This is a genomic window from Polymorphospora sp. NPDC050346, from assembly GCF_040655695.1.
In the GTDB taxonomy this organism is placed as follows: Bacteria; Actinomycetota; Actinomycetes; order Mycobacteriales; family Micromonosporaceae; genus Polymorphospora; species Polymorphospora lycopeni.
This window is the reverse complement of the sequence record NZ_JBFAKM010000001.1, coordinates 543,961-565,425: the sequence shown is the minus strand read 5'-3', so window position 1 is coordinate 565,425 and position 21,465 is coordinate 543,961. Positions and strand designations below refer to the sequence as shown.

General features: G+C 69.9%; 18 protein-coding genes and 1 pseudogene. 8 read left to right on the top strand and 11 right to left on the bottom strand.

Annotated features, from left to right (window positions below; genetic code table 11):
• The first annotated feature begins 136 nt into the window (after positions 1-136).
• Both AB0I42_RS02370 and AB0I42_RS02365 read left to right on the top strand, forming a co-directional pair.
• Complete coding sequence (locus AB0I42_RS02370; RefSeq protein ID WP_357533365.1) at positions 137-997, top strand: low temperature requirement protein A; 861 nt, start codon at positions 137-139, stop codon at positions 995-997.
• Positions 997-1,350 (top strand): low temperature requirement protein A, encoded by a 354-nt coding sequence (locus AB0I42_RS02365; RefSeq protein ID WP_357533364.1) that lies wholly within the window; start codon positions 997-999, stop codon positions 1,348-1,350. The genes AB0I42_RS02370 and AB0I42_RS02365 overlap by 1 nt, the downstream gene beginning before the upstream one ends.
• Positions 1,351-1,427: 77 nt before the next feature.
• Here the strand turns inward: AB0I42_RS02365 and AB0I42_RS02360 are convergent, their stop codons facing one another.
• Positions 1,428-1,829 (bottom strand): hypothetical protein, encoded by a 402-nt coding sequence (locus AB0I42_RS02360; RefSeq protein ID WP_357533363.1) that lies wholly within the window; start codon positions 1,827-1,829, stop codon positions 1,428-1,430.
• Between the two features lie 220 nt (positions 1,830-2,049).
• On the opposite strand from AB0I42_RS02360, the pseudogene AB0I42_RS02355 reads away from it, so the two are divergent.
• Positions 2,050-2,247: pseudogene (locus AB0I42_RS02355) on the top strand (transcriptional regulator); the annotation flags it as partial.
• 271 nt (positions 2,248-2,518) lie between these two features.
• On the opposite strand, the gene AB0I42_RS02350 reads toward AB0I42_RS02355, so the two are convergent.
• Entirely contained in the window at positions 2,519-2,881 is a 363-nt protein-coding gene (locus AB0I42_RS02350) for a PH domain-containing protein (protein WP_357533362.1), read from the bottom strand.
• Positions 2,862-4,928 carry a glycosyltransferase family 2 protein gene (locus AB0I42_RS02345; protein WP_357533361.1) on the bottom strand — a complete coding sequence of 689 codons (2,067 nt, stop codon included), beginning with the start codon at positions 4,926-4,928 and terminating at the stop codon, positions 2,862-2,864. Before AB0I42_RS02345 ends, AB0I42_RS02350 begins: the two co-directional genes overlap by 20 nt.
• A gap of 181 nt (positions 4,929-5,109) precedes the next feature.
• Between AB0I42_RS02345 and AB0I42_RS02340 the strand changes: the two genes are divergently transcribed.
• Positions 5,110-6,177: a glycoside hydrolase family 6 protein gene (locus AB0I42_RS02340; RefSeq protein WP_357533359.1), complete on the top strand. Its 1,068-nt coding sequence runs from the start codon at positions 5,110-5,112 to the stop codon at positions 6,175-6,177.
• Between the two features lie 40 nt (positions 6,178-6,217).
• Here the strand turns inward: AB0I42_RS02340 and AB0I42_RS02335 are convergent, their stop codons facing one another.
• Entirely contained in the window at positions 6,218-8,170 is a 1,953-nt protein-coding gene (locus AB0I42_RS02335; protein WP_357533357.1) for a kelch motif-containing protein, read from the bottom strand.
• Positions 8,171-8,338: 168 nt separating this feature from the next.
• Positions 8,339-8,650 (bottom strand): 4a-hydroxytetrahydrobiopterin dehydratase, encoded by a 312-nt coding sequence (locus AB0I42_RS02330; RefSeq protein ID WP_357533355.1) that lies wholly within the window; start codon positions 8,648-8,650, stop codon positions 8,339-8,341.
• 183 nt (positions 8,651-8,833) lie between these two features.
• On the opposite strand from AB0I42_RS02330, the gene AB0I42_RS02325 reads away from it, so the two are divergent.
• Positions 8,834-9,250: a (deoxy)nucleoside triphosphate pyrophosphohydrolase gene (locus AB0I42_RS02325; protein WP_357533353.1), complete on the top strand. Its 417-nt coding sequence runs from the start codon at positions 8,834-8,836 to the stop codon at positions 9,248-9,250.
• 124 nt (positions 9,251-9,374) lie between these two features.
• Here the strand turns inward: AB0I42_RS02325 and AB0I42_RS02320 are convergent, their stop codons facing one another.
• The 6 genes from AB0I42_RS02320 to AB0I42_RS02295 all read right to left on the bottom strand — a co-directional run bounded on the left by AB0I42_RS02320 (position 9,375) and on the right by AB0I42_RS02295 (position 17,105).
• A complete protein-coding gene (locus AB0I42_RS02320) occupies positions 9,375-10,403 on the bottom strand; it encodes a succinate dehydrogenase/fumarate reductase iron-sulfur subunit (protein WP_357533351.1) in 1,029 nt (342 codons plus the stop codon).
• The gene (locus AB0I42_RS02315; RefSeq protein ID WP_357533349.1) at positions 10,403-12,349 is read right to left on the bottom strand and encodes a fumarate reductase/succinate dehydrogenase flavoprotein subunit; all 1,947 of its coding nucleotides are present in this window, start codon (positions 12,347-12,349) and stop codon (positions 10,403-10,405) included. Before AB0I42_RS02315 ends, AB0I42_RS02320 begins: the two co-directional genes overlap by 1 nt.
• A 15-nt stretch (positions 12,350-12,364) precedes the next feature.
• The gene (locus AB0I42_RS02310; RefSeq protein WP_357533348.1) at positions 12,365-13,171 is read right to left on the bottom strand and encodes a hypothetical protein; all 807 of its coding nucleotides are present in this window, start codon (positions 13,169-13,171) and stop codon (positions 12,365-12,367) included.
• Positions 13,172-13,434: 263 nt separating this feature from the next.
• Positions 13,435-14,115, bottom strand: coding sequence for a hypothetical protein (locus AB0I42_RS02305; protein WP_357533346.1), 681 nt, complete (start codon positions 14,113-14,115; stop codon positions 13,435-13,437).
• Between the two features lie 159 nt (positions 14,116-14,274).
• Positions 14,275-15,672, bottom strand: a complete 1,398-nt coding sequence (locus tag AB0I42_RS02300) for a metallopeptidase TldD-related protein (RefSeq protein ID WP_357533344.1) — start codon at positions 15,670-15,672, stop codon at positions 14,275-14,277.
• Positions 15,669-17,105 carry a TldD/PmbA family protein gene (locus AB0I42_RS02295; protein ID WP_357533342.1) on the bottom strand — a complete coding sequence of 479 codons (1,437 nt, stop codon included), beginning with the start codon at positions 17,103-17,105 and terminating at the stop codon, positions 15,669-15,671. The genes AB0I42_RS02300 and AB0I42_RS02295 overlap by 4 nt, the downstream gene beginning before the upstream one ends.
• A 410-nt stretch (positions 17,106-17,515) precedes the next feature.
• Between AB0I42_RS02295 and AB0I42_RS02290 the strand changes: the two genes are divergently transcribed.
• The 3 genes from AB0I42_RS02290 (at position 17,516) to AB0I42_RS02280 (ending at position 21,422) form a co-directional block, all read left to right on the top strand.
• Positions 17,516-18,538 carry an ABC transporter permease gene (locus AB0I42_RS02290; RefSeq protein WP_357533340.1) on the top strand — a complete coding sequence of 341 codons (1,023 nt, stop codon included), beginning with the start codon at positions 17,516-17,518 and terminating at the stop codon, positions 18,536-18,538.
• A gap of 8 nt (positions 18,539-18,546) precedes the next feature.
• Positions 18,547-19,542 (top strand): ABC transporter permease, encoded by a 996-nt coding sequence (locus tag AB0I42_RS02285; protein WP_357533339.1) that lies wholly within the window; start codon positions 18,547-18,549, stop codon positions 19,540-19,542.
• A gap of 128 nt (positions 19,543-19,670) precedes the next feature.
• Positions 19,671-21,422, top strand: coding sequence for an ABC transporter substrate-binding protein (locus AB0I42_RS02280; RefSeq protein WP_357533337.1), 1,752 nt, complete (start codon positions 19,671-19,673; stop codon positions 21,420-21,422).
• Positions 21,423-21,465: the final 43 nt, after the last annotated feature.

The following is a 21,465-nucleotide window of genomic DNA, read 5'->3' as shown; positions in this document are numbered from 1 at the left end:
CGTCGATCGAGAGCCGCACTTTGCGTTTTTCCGCCTCCTCGGGCCTGCCGGGCTGAAGAATGAGTCGGTGGCTGATGGTAGGGCCGGTGGCCGGTCGACCGGACGTGGCCGAAACCAGCAATCTCCTGGTCAGAAGGTGGAAAGCAGCTCGGCGAGCGCGGCAGGCCTGACGCGCCGGGCGAACTTCCTGGAGTTGTTCTTCGACCTGGTGCTGGTCTTTGCCCTGCTGGGGGTCGTCTCGCGGGTCGTGCTGGACATGTCCGCCGACAGCTTCCTCCAGCCGTGGGCGGGGCTGTTGTATGTCCTGGTGCTGGTCCTGCCGATCATGTGGTTGTGGACGACCACCTCCCACATCACCAGCCGCTTCGACCCGCGGCGACCGGCCGTCCAGGTGGTGGTGCTGCTCACCGCACTCGGCGTGGTGTTCATGGCATCGTCGTTGCCCTACGCGTTCATCGAACGCGGCTATGCGTTCGCCGTACCGTACGTGGTCCTTCAGGTGGGGCGGCCCCTGGTCCTCGTCGGGCTCCTGCGGGATCGCCTGCAGCGAGCCCTGTACATCCGGTCGGCGATCTGGTTCACCGTTTCGGCCGTGCCGTGGCTGGCCGGCATCCTGGTCCAGGGCGGGGCCAGAGTGGGCCTGTGGGCGGTGGCCATCGCGATCGATCTCGTGGCGGCCCGCTTCTCCTGGCCGGTGCCCGGCATGGGCCGGCAGTTGGACAGCGCCTGGGACCCCGCCAAGACCCATCACCTCGCCGAGCGGTACGAACAACTTCTGCTGATCGCACTCGGCGAGAGCGTGCTGGCGCTGGGGCTCACCTACACCCGGACGCCGGTGTCACTGGCCGCGGCGCTTGCTCTGGTGGTCGGCTTCGCCACCACGGTGTTCCTGTGGCGGATCTACTACTACCGGGCGGGGCAGGTGCTTCCCGAGGCCGCGACGCGGCCGGAGACCGGGTCAGAGCCGGCCGCAATGTCGGGCGCGCCCATGTGCTGATGGTCCTGGGCATCGTGCTCGTGGCGATCGGCTACGAACTTGTCGTGACCCACCCGGTGGACCACATGCGCCCAGCCTGGCTGGTCGTGATCCTCGGCGGGCCGATCGTCTTCGTCATCGGTCGGATCGGACTGGAACGCGTGGTGTTCAACCGGGTCTCCCGAAGCAGGCTCATCGGCATCGCGGCTCTGGCGGCCGCGGCGCTGCCGCTGGCCTTCACCACACCGTTGATCGCGGGGACAAGCGCCCTCGCAATCCTTCTCGGCATGGCCCTGGCCGACGCCCGGCACGCCCGGGGTCGACCACTGGAAGCCCCGTCGCCAGCGACGGAACCTCCCGGCGCCCCGAACTGAGCCTGACCAGCGCGTCAGCCTGTCGCGGGTTGCGGAAGCGACGGTCCAGGTTCCGCTTCAACGTGTGCGGTCGGCGGTCACCAGTCGCGCCACTCGTCGGTGAGTTCGTGGCGGGGCATGCCGTGTCGGGCGGTCAGTGCCGCCACGTCGACTCCCGCGTCGGTGAGCGAGTCGTCGATGTACAGGCACAACTCCTCGCGCTCACCGGTCTCGATACCGGTCCCGGTCTGCCGGTAGTTGACCTCGTTCAGTGCCTCGACGACGCGTCGCACCACCTCGAAGACCTGCTTGTCGTCGGGGGCGGTCAGGGCGCGGACGTCGGCCTCGAAGGCGGTGAGCACCGCCTCGGTGTCGGTGATGAGCTGTTCCGGCCAGAGCCGGTGGGCGTATGCCTTCTCGGCCGGCAGCGATCCGTCGGCCATGGCGGTCGCCTCTTCGTCGACCCGTCTGCGCCACTCGTTCGTCGGTCTCGTCGGCATCCGGGGAGCTTAGCGGCGGGGTCCGACGGCCACGGTTTGAACCCTTGCGGGTCGCTTCCGTGATCGGTTGACTACGCACCGACGGTGCGTCCGTCGATCCTCGACGGTCGCGCCGCCGGTCGGACCGGTGGGAGAGAGCGAGATCTACATGGGGCAGGCGAACGACCTGTTGCGGAATGCCCGGCTGAACCGGCCGTCCACGTCGGGCTCGGGCCGGGCGATGTCCCGTCAGGAACTGGCCGAGGCGGTCAATGCCCGGATGTTCGCCGTGACCGGACGGGTGGGCGGCCTGGACGGCAACTACGTCGGCAAGCTCGAACGCGGCGAATACCGCTGGCCGGGCGCCGACTACCGGGCGGCGTTCCGCGCCGTGCTCGGCGCGGCCAGCGACGCCGACCTCGGCTTCTACGTGAACCGTCGGGCACCGGGCCGGCTGCCCGCCGCCATCCGGCCGCCGGTGCCGGTCGACGACCTGTCGAACGGGGCGGCTGATCCGGACCGGGACGGGACGGCGCTGCGGCTGGTCGTCGTACCCGGCACCGCGATCACGGTCGCGGTCGGGCCGCTCCAGCTACGGATCGAGGCGACCTCGGAGCGGTCGGGCGTGGCGGAGCGGGCCGCGGTCGTCGCCGCCGGGGCCGGGGTCTACACGCTCCAGCGCCGGGCGGGCTGAGAGCGCGGCGGCGCGTCTAGGAGATGTAGTGGAGGATCACGTTGTGCACGTGGTGGCTCTTCTGGTCGCCCCGGAACTCGATCTCGTAGGTGTGGGTGCCGACGTGGATCGCGATCGCCCCGGTGGAGAAGAAGTTGCCGGTCCATGACCGGTTGCTCACCACGCTGACGCTGGTGATCTTCGAGTAGGGGATGCTGGTGATCGCGATCTTCTTGCCGACGAACGACTTGTCCTGGAGGATCACCCGCCGGTTGGTGAGGCCGATGAAGCCGGTGCCGACGCCGATCGCGTCGTAGACCGCGATGATCTGCTCGTTCTGGAGCAGGCCGGACTCGATCTGCTGGAGTTGTTCCCGCCGGTCATAAGTCGCGTTCGCCATGCGTCCGAGGGTAGATCGACAGTGCCACCGGGCCCGCCGGGTCGGGTGCCGGCGCCAGCGGCGAACCGGCGGACGGGCCGGTGGCCGCGGGTACGGCCGGGGTGGCGCTCGGGGCCAGCTGGATCGGCGTGGCCGTCGCCGTCTGGGTCGGGATCCGTACGGTCTCGATCGCCGGCTCGATCCGGCTGGCCGGGCGCGGCCGGTCGGCGACCGGCCCCCGCTGGGCGGGGGTACGTGGCTGCCGGGCCAGCTCGTCCTGAAGGACGATCTTCGGGATCTCCATCGTGATGTCGCCGGCGTGGTCGGGCGTACCCGGCCGGGCGGGTCGAGCCTGGCCGGCCCGCTTCGACTGCCACACCTCGCGGCGCCACAGCACGATCGGCGTGATCGACACGAGCAGTGCGACGGTCGGCCACAGCAGGGCGGCCGGTGCGGCGTGGCCGAGGGCGAACGCGACGCCCAGCGCCCCGGCGAAGACCACCATCCAGCCGATGTGGTTGCGGAACGTACGCAGGCCGTCGCTGCTCGACGACTCGCCCTTGGGGGTGACGACGAACCGGGCCGGCCGGCGCAGGAACGTGCTCACCAGCATCGCCGCGTAGATCGGTGCGGAGATGACCGACATCAGCATGCCCTTGAGGCCGGCGGAGCCCTCCGCCTCGTACGGGCTGACGTTGTAGCGCCGGTTGCTCAGGTAGAGCCACAGCGAGAAGGCGGTGGCGTCGACGTACAGGGCGAACCAGATGGTGGGGGCGACGATGATGCCGCTGACCCCCAGCGCCAGGAACAGGATCGCGTTGACCGCGCCGAGTAGCCAGCCGACGGCCATCGAGGGATAGAAGGTGGTGATCAGCCCGTAGTGCAGCAGCCGGCCGGGGGAGAGCCGGAAGACCCGCTTCCAGAACTCGCCGTGCAGGATCTCGAAGGTGCCCCGCGACCAGCGGCGCTGCTGGCTGAAGTAGTCGGACCAGCTCGACGGCCCCTCACCGGCGGCGAGCACGTCGGGGGTGTAGACGGACTTCCAGCGCCGCCGGGTCTGCGGGTTGCGGGTGGTGTGCAGCTTCAGCCCGGTGGCCATGTCCTCGGTGATCGAGTCGCTGAGGCCGCCGATGCTGCGCAGCGCGGAGATCCGGATGGCGTTGTTGGTGCCGACGAGCATCGCCGCGTTGTATCGGTTGGCCGCCCGCTGGATGACACTGTGGAACGGGAACTGCTGTGATTCGGCGGCCCGGGTGACGAAGGTCTCGCTGTTCTTGTAGCACTGCGGGCCGACGACGTACGCCACGTCGGGGTCGCGGAAGTAGCCGAGGATGCGTTCGGCGAAGTTGGCCAGCGGCACGTGGTCGGGGTCGACGGAGAGGAAGACGTCGTACTCGTCGCCGTGCCGGTCGACCCAGGCGTTGTAGTTGCCGTGCTTGGTCTTGGCCCGGAACGCGCCCTTGTGCTGGTTGTAGTGCTCGATCCCGTTGCGGGAGAAGTGCCGTACGCCGAGTTGCTTGCACAGCGCGATGACGGCCGGGTCGTTGCCCTCGTCGAGCAGCCACACGTCGAAGACCCCGCGGTGCCGGATGCGCAGGGCGGCCCGCAGGGTGTCGCGTACGACCGACAGCGGCTCCTTGCTCGGCACGATCGTGGTCAGGAAGGCGACCCGCATCGTGCTGTCGGGCGCGACCGGCACGGGGTCGCGGGCGGCCAGTGAGGCCAGCGACAGCGACACCACATTGATCAGTCGGAGCAGCTCGACCAGACCGATCGAGCAGATCACGAAGACGTTGGCGACGGCCTCCCACCGGCCCGGGTTCGGTTCGGCGAAGTGGCCCGGCCGCAACAGCCAGAAGACGAAGAGGCCCTCGAAGGTCAGGTTGAGTACGGCGATGAAGACCGCCTTGCTGAGCCGGCCGAGGCCGTCGGTCTTGCGCATGTCGCGGTAGCGGACCCGGTAGGGCCGGTCGGTCGGCACTTCCCGCAGCGGGCCGGCCAGCCGGCTGAAGGCTTCGAGCCGTTCCCAGGAGCCCGCTTCGGCTGACGGGTTTGACGATGGGCTCACGGTGTCCTCAGGTTCGGTCCGAGCTGTCGCGGTGGCGAGCATATGTGTGCGGTGGTCGTGATCGACAGACGTTTGTCTGCTTCGCGCCGTATCCGCGGTGTCCGGGGCGGGATCGACGGGCGGGGAGGGTGACCGGGCGGCTGCACTACGCTTTGCAGACGACGAGGAACGGATGGCATCGATGATCGTCAGAAGGTTCGGGTTTCGTGGCCGGCTGCTCGCGGGCACCGGCGCGGCCCTCGTGGCGCTGGTGGCCGGCTGTTCCGGTGCGCCCGACGAACCCGACCCGCCGCCGTCGACGCCCCGGGCCGACGGGCCGGCACCCGGGCTGGCCGTGCCACCGGGCGACAACCCGCTCGCCGGGATGACCTTCTTCGTCGATCCGGACACGCCCGCGGCGGGGCAGAAGTCGCGCTGGGCGGCGGCGGGCCGGACCGACGACGCGGCGCAGATCGACAAGATCGCCAGCCGGCCGATCGCGTACTGGCTGACCGCCACCGACCCGGCCGAGATCACCGCCGAGGTCGACTCGGTCGTCCGCCGGGCCGGTGCCGCCGGGCAGATGCCCGTGCTGGTCGCCTATCACGTGCCGCAGCGCGACTGCGGCAGCTACTCGGCGGGTGGCGCGGACAGCGCCGAGGAATACCGGGCCTGGATCCGGGCGGTGGCGGCGGGCATCGGCTCGCAGGCCGCGACCGTGGTGGTCGAGCCGGACGCGGTCGCGCACGCCCTCGACGGCTGCAAGGCGTCGGCCAGCGAGCGGTTCGCCCTGCTCGACGACGCGGTCACGGTGCTCAAGCAGGGGCCGTCGACCCGGGTCTACCTGGACGCCGGCAACCCGACCTGGATCCGCGACACCGGGGCGCTGGCCGACGCGCTGCGCAAGGCGGGGGTGGAGCGGGCCGACGGGTTCGCGCTGAACGTCTCCAACTTCGTCTCGACACCCGACAACGTCGAGTACGGCGGGCGCCTCGCGCAGGCTCTGGGCGGTGCCCGGTTCGTGATCGACACCAGCCGCAACGGCGCCGGCCCGTGGCCCGGCGGGGAGGTCGACGGCGGGCCGAACTGGTGCAACCCACCCGGGCGGGCGCTCGGCGCCGAGCCGACCAGCGACACCGACCTGCCCGGGGTGGACGCACTGCTGTGGATCAAGCGCCCCGGCGACTCCGACGGTGCCTGCCGGCCGGGCGAGCCGGTGGCCGGCGAGTGGTGGCCGGACTACGCCCTGGGCCTGGCCACCCGGTCGTGACGTCGGGACGTATCGGCCCGGGATCGGCCGGGCCGACACGTCAGTCGACAACCTGGACCCAGTGGGCGGCCGACGGCACGCCCATCCGGTTGGTCAGGAAGAGCATGTAGTACCCCGGTGGTACGACCGCGGCCTCGGTCGGGATCGTCACCGTCACCTGGTCGCCCCGCTCGGTGAAGTCCAGCGCGATCGACCGCTGCTCGACGTTCGTGCTGTGGGTGACGGCGCTGGGCCGGACCAGCCGGGCCTTCTCGATGCCGGCGTAGTTCGCCGGCACGGTGAGGGTGGCCTCGTCGCCGTACCCGACGCTGGCCGGACCGGCGCTGATCACCGGTCGCGCGCCCTGGAAGAGGTAGGGCGGGCTGTAGATCTCCAGCCGCTGCTCGAACTCGCCCGGGATCAGGTTGTCCTTGTCCCGGAAGAGCGGGTCGGAGCCGGCGGTGAGGACGCGGCCGTCGGGCAGGAGGATCGCCGAGCCGTGGTAGTTGCGGCCGATGTTGGGGTCGGCGGCGAGCGTCAGGGTGTTGGTGTCCGGGTGGTAGATCCGGGCGTTGTGGTTGTCGCTGTTGCCCTTGCCCCGGTAGTCGCGGGACCCGTTGGTGATCAGCGTGGTGTCGTCGGGCAACTGGACCAGGTTGGGGTAGCGGGTGCCCTCCGGCAGGTCGGGGCCGGGTACGAAGCGCGGGGCGGCGTCGTCGAGCTTGATCAGGTCGATCCGGGCGCTGGAGCGGGGTGACTCGCCGATGCCGCCGCCGCCGACCACCATGATCGTCTGGTCCTGCACCGGGCCGACCCACCCCGAACCGCTGGTTTCCATCAGGTCGGCGTCACGCAGGCCGGGTACCGGCTCGAAGGTGTTGTCGCCGAGGTTCCAGAAGCCGGGCTGCCGGCCGTCGTCCTCCGGGCCGTAGCCCGTGCTGGAGCCGGTGTAGAAGAGCCGGCCGGGGGTGCTGGTCTGGAAGAGCGCCGGATACGTCGGGAAGTACTTGTCCAGGTCCGGCTGTACGGTCCACTTCTTCGTCTTCGGGTCGTAGATCTCGTTCACCGAGCCGTCGAGGACCTGGCCGGCACCGTCGAGCCCGGCGACGGAGAGCACCTGCCCGTCGGGCAGCCCGGTCAGCGTCGGATACCAGCGCTTCTCGGCCATGTCGCCGACCCGCTCGTACTCCTCGGTGCGTGGGTTGAACTCGTAGGTCTCCTTGGTTCCCTGGTAGTCCTGCTTGTCCAGGGTCATCTTGTCGGCGAGGCCGTAGAGGTTCTGCCGGTCGACGCCGGTCAGCCCGGTGATCGCGTACTGGGTGGGGGTGGCGCTGACCGAGCCGCCGCCCTCCTCCACGGCGTCCACCCAGAGGCTCGTCTCGCTGGCCGTGACGGTCACCCGGCCGCCGCGGAACTCGGTCTTGGTGGCGGGCTCGACGGTGAACTCGGCGGCGGCCACGTAGCGCCGGCCGTCCGGGGCGACGAACTCGGTGCCCTTGGGGAAGGTGCGGACGTCGTCGTCGGGGGACTCGTTCTTGACGATCATGGTCCCGCCGGCGCGGGTGACGTCCGGGGCGAGCACCTCGTAGCGCAGCGTGCCGCCGGCGACGAGCAGGTTGCCGTTCGGCAGGAACGCGTGCCCGGCGCAGAAGAGGTCGGTCGGGGTGCGTACGTCCTTGGTGTAGCCGCTGACCGGGTCGTAGACCAGGGTGCGGAACGATCCCGCCTCGAACTCGGCCCGGTTGTTGCCGGAGCCGGCGATCAGCAGCAGCTTTCCGGTGTCGAGCAGGGCGGCGTGGATGGCGTTGATCCGTACGTCGGACGGCAGTTCGATGACCTGCCACTGCCCGTGCCGGGCCTTGTAGGCGTCGCTGTTGATCTCACGTTCGTGGGCGTACGCCGAGACGAAGTTGTAGATCGGTGGAGCGTTGGCGGTGATCAGTACGGCCACGGCGAGCGCCTGGAGCGCGATTCGCCGGGGGAAGAGCCTGCGGCGGCGCTTCTCAGTGGTCATCGAGCCTCCATCCGACTGAAGCACGGTAGAGGCCGACTCGTCCCGGTTCAATGCCGGTCACGCGTCCCGGTGACGGGGTGGCGCGGACTATCGGCGGCTGATCAGCCCGAATCCGACGAATTGCTGAGAAAAGGCGAGACGAAAATCACCCCTGTATCGGGGTTTGAGTCACGAGATGGCGGTAACCGCGCGATACGCATCCTCGATACGCGCGGCGAGTGCGATCTCGCCCTCTGTGATCGGGCCTTCGTTGCGGCAGCCCACTCGGATCTGCGTGTGCCCGTCGAGGCGCCGGATCTCGGGCTGCAGATGCAGGGCGTCCGAGACGACCTTGATGCGCTCGGTGAGGGCCGCGTGCTGGCTGTCGTCGATCGTCAGGGTGCGTTTGATCTGGCAGCCCTCACGGGTCCAGCCGCTCAACTGGGTGAGGGCGTCGCTGAGGTAGTCGCGGCGGGTTCGACCGCTCCACAGGGCACGCATCGCCACACCTCCCAGGCGTCGTTGCCGGCTTGTGGCCAAATCGTCGCCTTCTCGTGTCATGGTCGGTGCTCCCAGTCTTGCCGCTGGGCGGCTGGGTGTCCACGCCCACATTTCCGTCTTCTGGTGTCCTACAGGACGGCTGCATTACCCGATTTACCGATTGATCTGGCACCCTGATTGCCCGTGGGGAACCAGCAAACGGCCCGCCGGGTCGTGGGGGCGGCGATCGTCGAGGCCGGTCGCGTGCTCGCCTGTGCCCGGTCGAGTCCGCCCGAGGCGGCCGGGAAGTGGGAGTTTCCCGGCGGCAAGGTCGAGACCGGAGAATCCGACGTCGCGGCGCTGATCCGCGAATGCGAGGAGGAACTGGGCGTCCGGATCGAGGTCGGCGACCGGGTCGGGCACGACGTGCCACTCGGGCGCGGCGACGCGGTGCTCGGGGTCTATCTGGCCCGGCTGCGGGACGAGGTGCGGCCCAGGCCGCTGGAACACGCCGAACTGCGTTGGCTCGCCCCCGACGAGCTCGACACCGTGACGTGGTTGCCCGCAGACGTGCCCATCGTCGCCGCCCTCCGTCCGATCCTGGCCAGCTACCCGCGCTGACCTGGTCCACCCTGCTCCGTCCGGCACGCCACTTCTGGCTGACACGCCGGACTTATGTAATAAAACCGGCATATGGCAACGGGGGTCGTGGAGCACAGCCCCACGACCCCCGTTGCTCGCGTCCTCAGTCGCCCTGCCGCGGATGGTGGTAGTTGAGCCTCTCGCTCGGCAGCGGGAACCGTACGTCGTCACCGAACGGCGACGGCGCGGCGGCGTTCTCCGACGTCAACTCGGTCAGCGGCAGCCGCCCGTTCTGGTCCACCGCCGAGGTCTGCGGTCGGGGCACCTGCCGGTGCCAGTTGACGCCGCGTTCGGCCTCCGCCTCCGGGCTGTGGTCGCCCCGGGCGGGCAGTTCCGACGCCGGCAGGCCGGTGGCGCCGACCTGATCGAGCTCGCGCTCGCTCTGGCCACGCCGGAAGATCTTGCTGCCCAGCCAGACCAGCGGGTCGTAACGCCGGTCGACGACCCGCTCCTTCATCGGGATGATCCCGTTGTCGGTGATCTTGATGTGCTCGGGGCACACCTCGGTGCAGCACTTGGTGATGTTGCAATAGCCCAGTCCCTGCGCCTGCTGCGCGTACTCCTTGCGGTCGGTCCGGTCGTCGAGCGGGTGCATGTCCAACTCGGCGGCCCGGATGAAGTAGCGCGGCCCGGCGAACGCCTTCTTGTTCTCCTCGTGGTCACGCACCACATGGCAGGTGTTCTGGCACAGGAAGCACTCGATGCACTTGCGGAACTCCTGCGACCGCTCGACGTCGACCTGCTTCATCCGGTATTCGCCGGGCGCCAGGTCGGCGGGCGGGGCGAACGCCGGGGTCTCCCGGGCCTTCTCGTAGTTGAAGGAGACGTCGGTGACCAGGTCCCGGATGACCGGGAACGTCCGCAGCGGGGTGACGGTGACGGTCTCGGTCTCCTCGAAGGTGGACATCCGGGTCATACAGCTCAGCCGGGGCATGCCGTTGATCTCCATCGAGCACGACCCGCACTTGCCCGCCTTGCAGTTCCACCGGCAGGCCAGATCGGGCGCCTCGGTGGCCTGCAACCGGTGGATGATGTCGAGGACGACCTCGCCCTCGTTGACCTCCACCTGGTAGTCCTGGAGGTCGCCGCCGTCCTCGTCACCGCGCCAGACCTTGAAGTGCCGCTTGCCCATCACGCCTCACCCTTCAGCGCGGTCTCGGCCGAGTCCGCGATCTGTCCGCTCGCCTTGCCGGCGTCGAACGCCGTGAGCTCGTCCTCGGTCAGGTACTTCGCCAGCTCGGCGCGATCGAAGAGCTGGACCAGGTCGGAACGCATCGTCGGCAGCGGCTTGTGCTCCAGCCGTACCTTGTCGCCGTCGAGCGAGCACACCAGGTTGACGGTCCGCCACTGGGCCTGCATGGCCGGGAAGTCCTCGCGGGTGTGGCCGCCGCGCGACTCCTCCCGCTCCAGCGCCGCCAGCGCCGTGCACTCCGACACGACCAGCATGTTGCGCAGGTCGAGGGCGAGGTGCCAGCCCGGGTTGTAGCGCCGGCCGCCGGTCGCCCGGACGTTGCGCAGCCGCTGGCGCAGCTCGGCCAGCCTGACCAGCGCGTCCTCCAGCTCGCCCTTGCGCCGGATGATGCCGACCAGGTCGCCCATCACGGCCTGAAGGTCCTGCTGGAGGTGGTAGGGGTTCTCGCCCTCGGTGCGGTTCAGCGGGGCGAGAGCGTGCTCGACCGCGTCGGCGGCGGCCGACTCGGCGACCTTCGGACGCTTGGCCAGCCCGTCGACGTACGTGGCGGCGAACTCGCCCGCCCGCTTGCCGAAGACCAGCAGATCGGACAGCGAGTTGCCGCCGAGCCGGTTGGAGCCGTGCATACCGCCGGAGACCTCACCGGCCGCGAACAGCCCGCGTACGGTGCCGGACGCCGCCGCGGTGTCCGGCTCGACCTCCACGCCGCCCATCACGTAGTGGCAGGTCGGCCCGACGTCCATCGGCTGCTTGGTGATGTCCACATCGGCCAGTTCCTTGAACTGGTGGTACATCGACGGCAGGCGGCGCCGGATCTCCTCGGCCGGCAGCCGGCTGGCGATGTCGAGGTAGACGCCGCCGGCCGGCGTACCCCGGCCGGCCTTGACCTCGCTGTTGATCGCCCGGGCGACCTCGTCGCGGGGCAGCAGCTCCGGCGGGCGCCGGTTGTTGTCCGGGTCGGTGTACCAGCGGTCCGCCTCCTCCTCGGTCTCCGCGTACTGCTTGCGGAAGACGTCGGGGACGTAGTCGAACATGAACCGCTTGCCCTCGGAGTTCTTCAGGATCCCGCCGTCACCGCGGACCGACTCGGTGACCAGGATGCCCTTCACCGACGGCGGCCAGACCATGCCCGTCGGGTGGAACTGGAGGAACTCCATGTTGATCAGGGTCGCGCCGGCCCGCAGCGCCAGGGCGTGCCCGTCGCCGGTGTACTCCCACGAGTTGGAGGTGACCTTGTAGGACTTGCCGACCCCGCCGGTGGCCAGCACGATCGCCGGCGCCTCGAAGAGGACGAACTCGCCGGACTCCCGGTAGTAGCCGAACGCGCCGGCGACCCGGTCGCCGTCGAGCAGCAGCTCGGTGATCGTGGTCTCGGCGAACACCCGGATCCGGGCGTCGTAGTCGCCGAACTCCTTCTTGTCCTCCTGCTGGAGCGACACGATCTTCTGCTGGAGGGTCCGGATCAGCTCCAGGCCGGTGCGGTCACCGACGTGCGCGAGCCGCGGGTATTCGTGACCGCCGAAGTTGCGCTGCGAGATCCGGCCGTCCTTGGTCCGGTCGAAGAGCGCGCCGTACGTCTCCAGCTCCCAGATCCGCTCCGGTGCCTCCTTGGCGTGCAGTTCGGCCATCCGGAAGTTGTTGAGGAACTTGCCGCCCCGCATGGTGTCGCGGAAGTGCACCATCCAGTTGTCGTTGCTGTTGACGTTGCCCATCGCGGCGGCGGCGCCGCCCTCGGCCATGACCGTGTGGGCCTTGCCGAACAGCGACTTGGAGATGATCGCCGTACGTTTGCCGGCCTGCCGGGCCTCGATCGCCGCGCGCAGCCCGGCGCCACCGGCACCGATGACGACGACGTCAAAGTGGTGTCGTTCGATTCGCGTAGTCATTTTTTGTCAGGGCCCTCAGTTGATGAACCGCAGGTCGTTGATCCAGCCGGCGGACAGCGCCATCACGTAGAAGTCGGTCAAGGCCAGCGTGCCGAGCGTGATCCAGGCGAGCTGCATGTGCCGGACGTTGAGCTTGGAGATGAACGTCCAGAACGCGTAGCGCACCGGGTGCTTCGAGAAGTGTTTGAGCCGGCCGCCGGCGATGTGCCGGCAGGAGTGGCAGGACAGCGTGTATGCCCACAGCATCACCACGTTGCCGACCAGGATGACGTTGCCGAGCCCGAACCCGAAGCCCTCCGGGCTGCGGAAGGCGAGGACGGCGTCCCAGGTGTTGATCAGCGAGATGATGACGGCGGCGTAGAACGCGTAGCGGTGCAGGTTCTGCCCGACCAGTGGGAAGCGGGTCTCGCCGGAGTAGCTCTTGTGGCCGTCGGGGACCGCGCAGGCCGGCGGGGAGAGCCAGAACGCCCGGTAGTAGGCCTTGCGGTAGTAGTAGCAGGTGAGCCGGAACAGCAGCAGGAACGGCAGGGTCATCGCCGCGTCCGGGATGATCCACCAGCCCGGCAGGAAGCGGCCGAAGTGGGCCGCCTCAGGCACGCACCGTTCGGTGACGCAGGGCGAGTAGAACGGGGTCAGGTAGTGGAAGTCCTCGACCCAGTACCACTTGTGCATGAAAACTCGGATGGTGGCGTAGGCGACCCAGGCGCCGAGGCCGATGACCGTGATAAGTGGGGGAAGCCACCAGCGGTCCGTACGCAACGTCTTCGCCGAGATCGCGGCGCGCCGCCGCGGTCCGCCCGGCCTCGTTGCCGTAGTCGTCATTACTGTCTCCCTGAGGGGCCCGGTCTGTGCGCCGGGCACGGAAATCAAGGCGGGGTCCGTGGACACGGGGGGCACATCCACGACCTCGCCACCAGGCGCTGCCTTACTGCGCCCACCGCATAACGGCGCAGTCCGGTGCACACGTTACGCCGCACGCGGCCGGCCGCACCCATAACAGCAGCCCGCGTGTGTCCCGCAGGTTACGAAAGAATCTGGCGTAATTCTAGTGTGGATGTGGGTATATCCATCAATATCACTGTTCGTCACAGGTCGGGGGCGGCCAGCCGCCGGACCGTGCCGGCGCACGACGGCGGCCCCTCCACCAGCCGGTCGACCACCGGCCGGCCCTCGCCCGTACGGGGGGCGATGAAGAAGGCGGGGTCGCCGCTCGCCGCCTGCCGGTCGAGGGCGTCGGCGTACGCCACCCGGGCGTCGATCAGGCGCAGCCAGCCCTGCTCCCAGCCGGACCGGTCGTCGAGGTCGTCATCGTCGAGGTCGTCGAGGTCTCCATCGTCGTGCCGCTGACGCAGTTCGTCGAGTTCGACCAGGAACGGCCGGACCGCCGCGTTCTCGTCGCGGATCGCGGTCGCCCGGCGTTGCGGGGTCGGCGCGGCCCCGGGTGGGGACAGCCGGTTGAGCCGGGTCTCCAGTTCGAGGCAGGCCGTCTGCACACGGTCGCGCCCGTGGGTGACCCGCTCGACCTCGTCGGCCGTCCGGCCGAGCACGACAGCCAGCCCCGCCGCCCCGACGCACCCCACCAGGACCAGCGTGCCGAACACGCCGGCGGCGATGGCGATCCAGAGCCGGCGGCGCCGCCGGGGCCGCTCGCCCGGCTCGTCCGGCTTGGTGGGCCCGGTCTTCGCGGCTGACGGGTCGGCGGCCCGGGCGCCGGGACCGCCGGGGGTGGGGTCGGCTCGTCCGCTCGCGGGGGCGTCGTCTGTCACGCCCGACAGTCAAGCATTGATGGGCGATCGTGGCATCCCCCGCGTCGCCCGGTCCGTCGGGTGGCACGGCCGACCATGCCCGTGCCACCCCCAACCGGTTGGCCCTACTCGTGCGGTAAGGCTTACCTAAGTTACGACGACCTGATGGCTGCGTCAACGTCAGCCCGAGGCGCCGCCGGTGAAGTTCCAGGAGGCCAGCCGCATGGCCGGCGCCGACCAGGTCGACGGGTGCCACTCGTCCGGCAGCAGCGTGGCCCGCCGGCCCAGGGCGAGGACCGCACCCGGTGCCAGCGCCTGTGGATAGGACTGGGTGAAGCGCAGGTTGCGGACCGGTCTGGTGACCACCCCGTCCTCGATAAGCCAGACCCCGTTACGGGTCAGGCCGGTCATCACCAGGCTGCGTGGGTCGAGCACCCGCGTATACCAGAAGTCGGTGATCAACAGGCCGCGCTCCACCCCGGACACCAGGTCGGCGCTGTCGGAGTCGACCGCCGGACCGGCCACCTCGGTCGGTGCGGGACCGCCGGACACCGGAACGAGCCCCAGGTTGCCCGCTGCCGGGCCCCAGGGGTTGTCGGTCGGTGGTGCGTGCCCGGTCGACGCCGTCCCGGCCGTGGCCGCCGTGCGCCGGTCGTGGGTGACGGCGGTGGTCCGCCCGGCCTCGACCAGCGTCAGCGGCGCCCGCGGGGTGCCCTCGTAGTCGAACGGCAGGCCGAGCCCGTTCGGCGCGTCGTCGCGCAGCGTGATCGCCGGATCGAACTGCGGCTCGCCCGGCTCGGCGAACGAGCGGCGCTCACCCACCACCTTGCCGTTGAACCCCCACAGCGCCAGGGTGTGCAGCAGGTCGGCGACGGCCGTCGGCTCCAGCACCACCTCGTAGCGGTCCGGCGGCAACTCCACCGGATCGGCACCGGCCCGCGCCTTCGCCGTCGCCCGCGCCCCGAGCACGGCACCGTCGAGATCGGCGAGCCGGCCGGACGCGAGCCGGGCCACCCCGTCGGCGCCACCGCCACGGGCGACACCGGCCATCGCGGTCGCCACGGTCCGTCCGGTCACCGCCTGGCCCGCGCTGTTGACGAAGGCCGCCGACCAGTTCCGGGTCAGGCAGTAGCCGGCCGCCTCCAGGCCGGCGGCGGCGTCGACGAACGCGCGTACGCGGGCGGCCCGGTCGTCGGCGGACGCGTTGGCGGTCGCCTCGTCGAACCGCCCCGGATCGACGACCGGGGCCGGCGGGGTCAGCCCCGGCCAGCCCGGATCCGGCGGGCAGACCCGGACGGCGGCGATCACCCGGTCGACCAGGGCCCGCAACCCGGGCTCGTCGACCATGGTCGTGGAGCCGGTGACCGTACGCCCGTCCAGGTGCAGCCGCAGCCGTACGGTGACCGCGGTGTCGGCGACGTTCTGGTGGATCGCCGAGTTGGCGAACCGGGTCAGCGCCTGCGCCACCCGGTCGGTGAAGACCTCCGCCTGGGCGGTCGGCCCGGCGGCCCGCCGGACGAGTTCGACCGTCCGGGCGGCGAGATCCAGTTCGGCCCGGCCCGAGAAGTCGGCGCTCATCCGCGCACCCCGATCCGTACGCCGGTGAACCGGGCGGGCGCCGCCGGATGGCCGGTGTGGCCGACCTGGCCGGGCTGCCCCTTGCCGCAGTCCGGCGTGCCCCACGCGAACGTCTCCGACGACAGCATGTCCATCGAGCGCCAGAACAGCGGCCCGATCCCGGTGTAGGTCGGGTTGCGCAGCATCCGGCCCCGCCGGCCGTTCTTGATCTCCCAGCCGATCTCGCAGCCGAACTGGAAGTTGAGCCGTTGGTCGTCGATCGACCAGGACCGGTTGACGTCCATCAGCACCCCGTCGTCGGTGGCGGCGATCATCTCCTCCAGCGTGTGCGGGCCGGGTTCGAGCCCGACGTTGGTCATCCGCACCATCGGCAGCCGGGACCAGCCGTCGGCGCGTACGCTGCCGGCGTAGTCGAGGCCGGCGGCCGCCGCCGAGTCCCGCCCGGCCAGCACTCCCACCCAGCGCCCCTCGCGTACGGCGTCGCGGCGGGTCGCCGGGGTGCCCTCGTCGTCGAAGCCGAAGCTGCCCAGCGCCCCGGGGATCGTCGGGTCGATGGTCACGTTCATCAGCTCCGAGCCGTAGCGGAGGCTGCCGAGCTGGCCGAGGTCGAGCCAGGAGGTGCCGGCGAAGGCCGCCTCCCACCCCAGGATCCGGTCGAGTTCGATGGCGTGGCCGACCGACTCGTGGATCTGCAACGCCATCTGCTCGCCGCCGAGGATGAGCGTCGTCTCGCCGGCCGGGCACTGCGGCGCGGTCAGCAGCTCGCGCGCCTCCTGGGCGATCCGCGCCGCGTGGGCGTCGAAGTCCATCGCCCCGATCAGCTCCCAGCCCTGCGTGCCGTAGTGGCCCGAACTGCTCGGGTACGAGCGGCGCTGCGTCTCGTCGGCTCCGATCGCGGTCGCCCGGATGCCTCCGCCGCACTCCCGGACCCGCTGGTCGACGCGGTGCCCCTCGCTGGAGACGAACCACTTCGTGGTGTCCCAGACCTGGTAGTCGGCCTCGGCCAGGTCGGCACCGTTCGCGCGCATCGTCTCGGTCGCCCGGACCAGCAGGTCGCCCTTGTCGCTCAGCGCGATCGTCAGCGGGTCGATCTCGCACGGCGACGTCCACGAGCCGCTGCGGCCGTCGACCGGGATCAGGCCGCTGTCCCGGCCGGGCACCGTCGCGCTCGCCGCGGCGATCTCCGCGGCCCGGACGCCGGCCGCGCGGGCGGCGGCGTCGGAAAGCTCGGGTACGGCGTAGAAGCCCCAGCTCGAGCCCACCAGTGCCCGTACGCCGATGCCGGCGTCCTCGCTCTGGCCGAGCTGCTCGACCTCGCCGTTGCGGGCCGACATCGACTCGTGGCGGCGGTGCATGACCCGGGCGTCGGCGTAGTGCGCCCCCGCGTCGAGTGCCGCCTGTACGGCCGCGGTGGCCGCGTCGAAATGCGTCATGCGTCTCCTCGCCGGTCGTCGCCGGGTCCCGGCCGGTCGAGCCGGGTCACAGTGAAGCCACTGTAGGCGAGGTGTCGCCCTGCGTCAGGTGTGCAGATCCTCGGGGTGGATGTCGACGGCGACCGGCTCGGTCAGTCGCAGCACCTCGCCGGGCCGCACGACCGCGTGCTCCACGTAGGACACCCCGCGCAACGGGGGTGGGGAGGGTGAAGACGGGGTGACCCGTCGGCTCGCGTCCGGTTATTGACCTGCGCCCATGCCTGATGCACAGTCGTTACGCCGGGCGGGGTGGCCCCGCCGACCCTCGTAGATTATTTTCACGGGCAGAGGCTCATTGCAGGTTCCTTTCGCGGTCGTCGTCGATGCCGCCCGCGTCCGGGGGGACGGGGGAGCCGACGAGGGGAGGCGGCATGAGCGAGCAGCCGGTCGGCCTTGTCAAGGCCGCGGCGGAGCCGGACGAGAGCCCGCCGCCGGATGTCCCGGTAGGAAAGGCGGCGGATCGGGTCGACATCGTCGGCCGGTCGCCCGGCCAGCTCGCCTGGCGGCGGCTGCGCCGCGACAAGGTCGCCATGGTCAGCGGCGGGATGCTGGTGTTCTTCGTCCTGGTGGCGGTGGCCGCGCCGCTGATCGAGCGGCTCTACGGCAAGGGGCCGCTCGACCGCTTCCCGGCGCGGCTGGACCGCAACGGCTTCCCGCTCGGCTACGCCGGTGTGGACGCCGACCACTGGCTGGGCATCCAGCCGAACATCGGCCGTGACGTCTTCATCCAGCTCGTCTACGGGCTGCGTACCTCGCTGATGGTGGCGTTCACCGCGGCGGTGCTGACCATCGCGTTCGGCATCCTGATCGGCATCTTCGCCGGCTACGTCGGCGGCCGGTTCGACGCGGTCGTCACCTGGTTCGTCGACCTGACGATGGCGTTCCCGTTCTACATCTTCTGCTTCGCGTTCATCCCGGTGGCGGTGAACCAGTTCTACGGGGTGCGTGACGCCGAGCCGACCTGGTTCCGGCCCGTACTGCTGATCATGATCTTCGTGATGTTCAACTGGACCTACACCGCGCGGTTGGTCCGCGGTCAGGTGCTGTCGCTGCGGGAACGGGACTTCGTCGAGGCGGCGCGGGCGTCCGGGGCGGGTCTCGGGCACATCATGTTCCGCCAGTTGCTGCCCAACCTGTGGGCGCCGATCCTGGTCACGTTCTCGCTCAACGTGCCGGCGCTGATCACCGCCGAGGCGGCCCTGTCGTTCCTCGGCATCGGCATTCTCGAGCCGACGCCCGACCTCGGCCGGCTGATCAGCGAGAGCGTTCGGTTCGTCCGCGAGGTGCCGACCTTCACCCTGGTCGGCGGCACCACCCTCTTCCTGCTGGTGCTCTCCTTCAACCTTTTCGGCGACGCGCTGCGTGACGCGCTCGACCCGAAGTCGGACCGGTAGGGGGCGGCGTGCTGCGGTTCGTCATCAAGAAGCTGCTGCTCGCGGTCAGCACCCTGCTCGCGGTGAGCGTGCTGACGTTCGGGCTGTTCTTCGCCGTACCGAACAACCCGGCCGAGTTGATGTGCGGCAACCAGAAGGTGTGCAGCCCGGACCGGCTTGCCATGATCGAGTCCCGGATGGGGCTGGACGCCCCGGTGCCGCAGCAGTACGGCGAGTTCATGAAGGGAATCTTCGTCGGGCGTACGTTCGGCGAGGGCGACGCGGCCCGGGAGTGCCCGGCGCCCTGTCTCGGCTTCTCGTTCCGCAACGACGAGCCGGTCTCGGAGATCGTCGGCCGGACCCTGCCGGTGACGCTGAGCATCGTCTCGGGCGCGGCCGTGGTGTGGCTGCTCATCGGCATCACCGTCGGCATGGTGTCCGCGCTGCGCCGGGGGACGGTGTTCGACCGGGGCGCGGTCGGCGTCTCGCTGGTCGGTGCCTCGATGCCGATCCTGCTCTTCGGTCCGCTGCTGCTGATCGTGTTCGTCTACGAGTCCGGCCTGCTCGGCTACCCGACCTATGTGCCGATCACCGACAACCCGTTGGCCTGGGCGAGCGCGATGATCCTGCCCTGGCTCGCGCTGGGCTTCCTCAACTCCGCGTCGTACGCCCGGCTGTCGCGGGCGCAGATGGTGGAGACGCTGTCGGAGGACTTCGTCCGTACGGCCCGGGCGAAGGGCCTGTCCAAGGGCCGGGTGCACGTGCGGCACGCGCTGCGGGCGGCGATCACGCCGATCGTCACGATCGCCGGCCTCGACCTCGGCACCTATCTGGGCGGCACGGTGATCACCGAGACGATCTTCGGGTTCACCGGGCTGGGCAAGGCGTCGCTGAACGCCGCGATCAACCTCGACATGCCGGTCGTGATGGCCACCGTGCTGCTGGCCGCGGTCTTCATCGTCGTCGCCAACGTCGTCGTCGACGCCCTCTACGCGGTGATCGATCCGAGGGTGCGACTGGGCTGACCGGCCGCGCCGGCGACGTTCCGATCATCGATCGGACTCGTTGTCCACGCGTTATCCGAAAGAAATATCCATTCATCATCATCTAGGCGGAGGATTTCTTCGTCTTCCAGTATCGGGAGGGACGACTGATGCGACCAAGACGTGCGGTTGCCGCGACGGGCGTGGCCCTGGTCCTGGCGTCGGCGTTGGCCGCGTGCTCGGAGAACACCGGCGAGTCCGGTACCGAGGACGAGAAGGTCCAGCAGAAGACCAGCGCCATCGCCACCGATCCGAAGGAGTCGCAGGGCCCGGCGCCCGAGGTGCCTGGCGCCAAGCGGGGCGGCACCATCCGGGTGATCCAGCAGAGCGACTTCGAACACCTCGACCCGCAGCGGACCTACACCGTCAACGCGATGGCGGCGCAGCACATGATCGTGCGGACGCTGACCCAGTTCCGCGAGGACGGCGAGGGCAAGCTCACCCTGATCGGCGACCTGGCCGAGACGCCCGGCACCGACGTCAACAAGGACTGCAAGGTCTGGGAGTACAAGCTCAAGAAGGGCATCAAGTACGAGGACGGCACCGAGGTCAAGGCCGCCGACGTCGCGTACGGCATCGCCCGCTCCTTCGAGGAGACCATCGACGGCGGCGCCACCTACATCCAGGAGTGGCTGGCCGACAGCCCGGCCTACAACGAGACCTACAAGGGTCCGTACACCTCCGGCAGTGCCGACGTCCCGGGTCTCGAGGTCCGCGACGACCACACCCTGGTCTTCACCTTCAACCAGCCGCACTGCGACCTGCCGTTCGCGGTGTCGCTCCCGACCACCGCGCCGGTGCCGCCGGCCAAGGACACCAAGACCGAGTACGACCGGCGGATCTTCTCGTCCGGGCCGTACAAGATCAAGGAGTACATCAAGGACACCCGCCTGGTGCTGGAGCGCAACGAGCACTGGGACGCCGCCACCGACCCGCTGCGGCACGACTACCCGGACAGCTACGTCTGGGAGATCGGCCCGGACAACACCGCGCAGACCGAGCGGATCATCGCCGACGCCGGTGACGACGCCTACTCGATCAGCAGCAACGGCGCCCCGCAGGCCCTGGTCAACCAGGTGCTGAACAACGCGGCGCTCAAGGAGCGCACGATCTCCACGTCGCAGCCGTTCGTCTACTACCTGAGCATCAACAACGAGCGGATCACCGACATCAACGTCCGCAAGGCCATCGCGTACGCCATCGACAAGCAGGGCATCGTGCTGACCCAGGGTGGCGACGCCGGTGGCAAGGTGACGCACACGCTGCTGGCCGACACCACGATCGGCTGGACGGACTACCCGAACCCGTACGACGGCGGCCCGAACGGCAACCCGGAGAAGGCGAAGGAACTGCTCGCCGGCAAGCAGCCGGAACTGGTGATGATGGCCCGGTCCAGCGCCTTCGGCCAGAGCACCCACCCGGTGGTCAAGGAGAGCCTGGAGAAGGCCGGCTTCAAGGTCACCGTCAAGACCGTCGAGACGCCGCAGCACAACCCGATCGCCCGGACCCGGGGCAACGAGTACGACATCTACATCTCCAACTGGGCCGCCGACTGGCCGAGCGCCGCGTCGACGATCCCGGTGCTGTGGGACGGTCGAGGGCTCGGCCCGCAGGGCAACTCGAACGTGTCGTACTTCAACTCCGACGAGGTCAACACCAAGATCGACGAGGCGGCGGCGCTGCCGGCCGGTGAGGCCGGTCCGCGCTGGGCCGAGATCGACCAGCTGATCATGGATAAGTACGTGCCGGTCGTGCCGCTCTTCCAGAGCAAGTTCACCGGCGTCTACGGCTCGAAGGTCGGCGGGGTCTTCCTCTCCGACAACATCGGAACCCACATCCTCTACAACGCGTACGCGAAGTAGCCGGACCGGGGCGCCGCCCGAACGGGCGGCGCCCCGGCGCGCG